Origin of the sequence: Brachyspira sp. (assembly GCF_050873525.1) — a bacterium.
In the GTDB taxonomy this organism is placed as follows: domain Bacteria; phylum Spirochaetota; class Brachyspiria; order Brachyspirales; family Brachyspiraceae; genus Brachyspira.
On sequence record NZ_JBNMIZ010000166.1, the window covers coordinates 1 to 5,921 of the forward strand.

Genomic DNA, 5,921 nt, shown 5'->3' on the forward strand with positions numbered 1-5,921 from the left:
CAATAAAACAATAATAATTATATTTTATTTTTTATTAGTTTCAATATGGATTAATTTTTTATTTGTTTTAATTATAATTTATAAATTAAACTGTTGACATTTTTTATCAAACATGCTATAATCTCTCTAAATTGATAGAATTAAAAACTAAAAAAGGATTTTTGAAAAATGAGCGAATGTAAATTCTACAATACAATACAATACAATACAAGCCATTATTATAATTTTTGGCTGTTTTTTCGTTGCAAAACTAAAAAATTATTTATTTCAATTTATTTTATATTAGGAGTTTTATCATGATTAAACTCTTTCAAAAATACGAAACGGAAAAATATATTATAATAAAAATTTTGTTTATCAAAATAACTTTCAAAAAGAAAAATCCAAAGTCGGATATAGACGCTATTGTTTGGTGGATACCGTTTAAAAGTTTGAGGAATGCAATTAGAAATATTTATTATGAATATAAAAATAATTTAAATCAAACTAATGGTAGAATTTATAATTTATATTCAGATATGCATAGAAGATTTGACGATTTATATCCTTTTATGTGGGATAGATTTGGAGATATACAAAACAGTTTCAATAAAATGCAAAAGGAATTATTAATATCGAGGCAACTATATTCAAAATTAAGCGAAAATAGATTTGACAATTTTAATAATCAGCTTTTAGTTTCCGTTATAATTCCCGTTTACAATATCGGCGAAAAATATTTAAGGCATTGTTTGGAAAGTATAATAAATCAAAGTTATAAAAACATAGAAATAATCATAGTTAATGATGGCTCGGAATTTGAAGAAGACGAAAAAATTATTTTGGAATATGCGAGTAAAGATAACAGAATAAAATATATAAAACATAAGAAAAATATGGGAATGGGAATAGCGAGAATGACGGGATTAAAAGAAGCGAAAGGCTATTCCGTATTATTTATGGACGGAGACGATTATGCGGCTTTAAATCTTTTGGAAGTAGCAATGTCCGAAATGGTAAAAAATAATGTCGATATAGTTTGGTATAATTTCTTTGCCGTAAGAATAGAAAATAATAAAATTGAATTCGATACATTTTTTAAAAATATTCCATATCAAGTTTTATACGGAAAAGATATTATGAGCGTATTTTTGGATAATAATCTTTCGTGGGTAGTATGGAATTTATGGAATAAATTATTTAAAAGAGATTTACTTTTGGAATTGGGATTTGACAATATGCCTGCAAAGTATAACGGAGAGGATTTAAGTTATTGCTTTAAGGTATTTTTGAAAGCTAAAAGTTTAATGTATATTCCGTTGAACTTGTATTTTTATATAATAAATAGAGATAATTCTCAAGTTAATCATAATAGATTTGAAGATAGTTTTTTTACGGACATTTATTATATTTGTGTCGATATGTTCGATTATTTGAATAAAAAATCTAACGAAGAAATAACGATATTATTTTGCAAAAACTTTTTACATTTTTATTATTCCGCATTGCATTTTGACGAGGCAAAAGTTAGAGAAGAAAAATATTTTATCAATTTATTTAAGAAAGTGATTTTAGATTTAATAGATTATGGAGCGATAGATAAAAATAAATTATTAGAAAATGTGAAAAATATTACTAATGATGAAAATTTAATTAATTGGCTTATTGGAGTGTTATGAATAATATAAACATCTTAAACAAAAAAGAATGCACGGGTTGTTCGGTATGTGCGCAAATCTGTCCGCATAATTGCATCAAAATGATTGAAACTAACGAAGGTTTTAATTATCCTGTTGTGGACGAAAAATTATGCACCGACTGCGGTTTATGCGTCAAAAAATGTCATGCCTTGAATGACAATTTTAAAAACGATTTCGAGCAAGAATTTTACGATATTCGGGCGAACGATGAAATAAGAATGAAATCGTCTTCGGGCGGAATGTTCACTTTGATTGCCGATTATGTTTTGGAAAATGGCGGTTTCGTATGCGGCGCAAGTTGGCGAGCGGATTGGCTTGGAGTGGAACATATAATAATTGACGATAAAAAAGATTTGGATAAATTGCGAGGCTCAAAATATGTCGAAAGTTCGCTTGGAAATATTTTTTCTAAAATAAAGAAATTATTGAATGAAAATAAATTAGTATTATTTAGCGGGACGCCTTGTCAAGTATCTGCCTTGAATTTTTATTTGGGGAAAGATTACGAGAATTTGATAACGGTTGATTTATTATGCAACAGCATAGTTCCGCAAAAAGTTTGGCGAAAATATTTATTAGAAAAGTTTAAAGATACGGAAAAAATAGAATACATAAGTTTTAGAGATAAAAAAACACTAGGTTGGTTGGTTGGGTGTTTCATGAAATCGGCGGAAGGCGAATATATAGATAAAAAGAGTGAAGATTTTTATATGAAAGCGTTTTTGGAACATATTTCTTGCAAAGAGGAGTGCATTCATTGTAAATATAGAAAATTTGAAAGAGCGGGCGATATTACGATTGGCGATTATTGGGGCGTTGAAGATAACGATAATAAAGGCGTTTCTTTAGTTTCGGTAAATAGTATTAAAGGCAAAAAAGTTTTTGAAAAATTAAATCGATTGAATTTTAAATATAAAAGAGTTTATAATGTTTCTAACGGAGGTTTGGGCGGAAACATTCCGATATTTGCAAGCAGAAAATATTTTTTTGATAATTTGGACAAAGAAGATTTTGAGACTTTATATAATAATTCAAATAATCCAAAACATAATGTTGCAATAGCGAGTATGCTTTTTCAAAATAATTTTGGAGCGGTATTGACGGTTTACGCTTTATATAAAACGATAGAAGATTTAGGTTATAATCCTTTAATAATTTATAATAATCTTTATGGCTGGGAAAATAATATATATTCTAATATAAAAGGCAATCAATTCGGATTAAAATATTTGAATATAGCGAACGAATATTTTAATAAAGAAGAGTTGGAAAAATTAAATGAAAAATGCAGTGCTTTTATTGTAGGTTCAGACCAAGTTTGGCGTTATCTATTTCACGGTAAAAATATTTTTTATTATTTATTAGATTTTGTATATAATTTCAAAAATAAAATAGCTTATTCTTCGTCTTTCGGTATTTCTAATTTTGAAGGCGAATTAAAAGATAAAATACTTTTTAAATATTATTTGAAGCAATTTGATAATGTTTCGGTTAGAGAAGATGACGGCGTGAGAATATGCAAAGAAGATTTTGATGTCGAGGCAACTCATGTGTTAGACCCAGTATTTTTGCTTAAAGATTACGATTATTTAATTAGTAAATCGAGTAAAAATGTAAATCATAAATTTATTGCCGTTTATTCTTTATATACGAATATTGAAAATGAACTTAATTTTATTTCAAATAAATTATCTCTCAATATAGAATATTTAAACATAGATAATAATGAAGATAGTATAGAGAATTGGCTTTGGACGATAAAAAATTGCGAATTATTAATAACCGATTCTTTTCATGGAAGTTGTTTTGCCATAATTTTTAATAAACCTTTCGTATGCTTATTAAACGAAGTAAGCGGGATTTCAAGATTGGAAAGTTTATCGAATATATTTGATATAAAAGACAGAATAATTACCGATTTGTCGGAAGTTATGAATAAAATAGATTTTCTACTAAAAATGGATTATACCGAAATCAATAAAAAATTAAAAATAGAAAAATCAAAATCTTTGAATTGGTTAAAAAACGCGTTAGAAAATAAAAAAGAGAAATATGATTATAAGGACGATATAATAAATTATTTGATTGAAGAAAATAAAGAAAAAGACATTAAAATAAACGATTTGTATAGTGAAAATTTACAATTAAAAAATAAAATAGATAATTTATACTTTAATAATAATTCTATTATAAATGAAAAACAAAATTGGATAAAATTATTTGGAATTTACAATACGAAAGAATACTTGATATTTTATTTCTTCGGAATTAAGATTTCAATTAAAATGAATAAAGAAAAAGTAGATAAATTGGCGTGGTGGATACCGATTAAAAGGTGGAGAGATAATTTCAGAAATAAATTTAATGTTTAATCGGATTAAATTCAATATTTTATTAATTTTAAAGATTGAAAAAATATAATATTTGTATTAATATATAAATCGTTTAATTTAATAAAATGGATTTGAAAAATGATTTCTTATAATAACGATATTCTTATGTGCGAAAATATTGCAATTTCGGATTTGGTTAAAGTCTACAAAACGCCTTTTTATGTTTATTCAAAAAACGATATTCTAAATAAAATAAGATATTTGAAAAAAATATTTTCCGATATAAAAGATTATTCAATCGTTTACGCGATAAAAGCGGAGAATAATTTATCTATATTAAAATTAATGATAGAAGAAGGAATCGGCGGCGATGTAGTTTCGATTGGAGAGATTTTAAAATATATAAAAGCGGGAGGAAAAGCGGAGAATATAGTTTTTTCGGGCGTTGCTAAAAGCGAAGAAGAAATAAAAAAATCAATCGAATTAAATATAAACAGATTCAATATAGAATCGTTTCCCGAAGCGGTTAGAATAAACGATATTGCCAAAGAATTAAAAAGAAAAGTAAAATGTTCGATAAGAGTAAATCCTAATGTTGACGCTCATACTCATGAAAAAATTACTACGGGAATTCATGGAAATAAATTCGGAGTAAGCATAAAAACGATAAGAGAAAATTCAAAATTATTAAAAAGTTTGGATAATATAGAAATAGAATCTTTATCAATGCATATAGGCTCACAGATGGTTGACGCGGAACCTTTTTACAGAGCGATAATCGTAATGAAAAGTTTAATCGAAGAAGTTGAAGGAATGGGTTTCAATATAAAAAATATAGATATTGGCGGAGGTTTCGGAGTTCGTTATAATCGGGACCATTCGGGATTCGATTTTGATAAATTCAAAAAAGAAAGCGTAAACTTATTAAAAGAAATGGGATTAAGCGTAACGGTAGAACCTGGACGATATTTTGTTGCCGAAGCGGGCGCTTTGATAATGAAAATAGAATATATCAAAGAAGAATTAAATAGAAAATATGTCATTTTAAACGGAGGCATGAACGATTATATTCGAGTGGCAATGTATGAAGCTTATAACGAAATAATGCCTTTAATCAAAAGAGAAGGTTTTTCAAATTATGATTTTGTGGGACCGATATGCGAAAGTTCGGATATATTTGCAAGCGATAGAGAATCGCATTTGCTTAAAGCGGGAGATTATGTAGCGTTGCTCGACGCGGGCGCTTACGGTTATAGCATGGCAGGAAATTATAATTCTCGTCCATTAATAGCTCAAATCATGGTTGATAGAGACAAACATTATATTATAAGAAAAGAGCAGAGTTTTGAAGATATGATAAAAAATGAATTAATTTAATTTATTTATTAAAAAAGCACCGCAATAAATACGATGCCTTAAAAAATTTATTCTAACGATTTTATTTCTATAAATTATTGTTTTGTAAAATTAAGAGTTTGAACTCCGACTTTATAATAAACATCATACCAAAGAACAAAGCCACCACCAGCGCTGCTAGCTACTAACATATTAACGGAAGCCGTAAGAGTTGATGCATCATGGAAAGTAAATTTTCCAATTTGTGATTTCGGATTTAATTTTTCAATGACATCATTAATACGAACAGTGCAAGAAGTAGAAGAAAGAGAAGAAGCCGTAAAAGTTAATTCTATTGTGTAAGGGTATTCAAAAGTGTCTGCAAGTTTTCCAGCAAAATTATGATGAAAAGATTTATCATTTACTAAACCGCAATTAAAAATTAGGTTGCCTTCGCTGTCAATATTAAGAATATATTCATTTCTGTTATATGTGGATTTCCAAGTTCCTACAAGTTCCGAATATTTAGGCGTTGGATTTTGTTTTGGTTTGCAGCTAATTGAAAATAATAATA

General features: G+C 27.3%; 4 protein-coding genes. 3 read left to right on the forward strand and 1 reads right to left on the reverse strand.

Translation table 11 applies throughout. The features are described 5' to 3' along the window. The first annotated feature begins 296 nt into the window (after window positions 1-296). The 3 genes from ACR0QS_RS10135 (at window position 297) to lysA (ending at window position 5,389) form a co-directional block, all read left to right on the forward strand. Window positions 297-1,658, forward strand: coding sequence for a glycosyltransferase family 2 protein (locus ACR0QS_RS10135; RefSeq protein WP_432633329.1), 1,362 nt, complete (start codon window positions 297-299; stop codon window positions 1,656-1,658). After that, complete coding sequence (locus ACR0QS_RS10140; protein WP_432633330.1) at window positions 1,655-4,051, forward strand: polysaccharide pyruvyl transferase family protein; 2,397 nt, start codon at window positions 1,655-1,657, stop codon at window positions 4,049-4,051. The genes ACR0QS_RS10135 and ACR0QS_RS10140 overlap by 4 nt, the downstream gene beginning before the upstream one ends. Before the next feature lie 99 nt (window positions 4,052-4,150). Next, the gene (gene lysA, locus ACR0QS_RS10145; protein ID WP_432633331.1) at window positions 4,151-5,389 is read left to right on the forward strand and encodes a diaminopimelate decarboxylase; all 1,239 of its coding nucleotides are present in this window, start codon (window positions 4,151-4,153) and stop codon (window positions 5,387-5,389) included. Window positions 5,390-5,463: 74 nt separating this feature from the next. Here the strand turns inward: lysA and ACR0QS_RS10150 are convergent. Further along, the coding region (locus ACR0QS_RS10150) for a hypothetical protein (RefSeq protein WP_432633332.1) at window positions 5,464-5,921 on the reverse strand (458 nt) is incomplete at its 5' end.

Bases quoted from the DNA above. Each gene is read 5' to 3' on its own strand.
- ACR0QS_RS10140 (WP_432633330.1), top strand. From the start codon at position 1,655: ATGAATAATATAAACATCTTAAACAAAAAAGAATGCACGGGTTGTTCG.
- ACR0QS_RS10135 (WP_432633329.1), top strand. From the start codon at position 297: ATGATTAAACTCTTTCAAAAATACGAAACGGAAAAATATATTATAATA.
- lysA (WP_432633331.1), top strand. From the start codon at position 4,151: ATGATTTCTTATAATAACGATATTCTTATGTGCGAAAATATTGCAATT.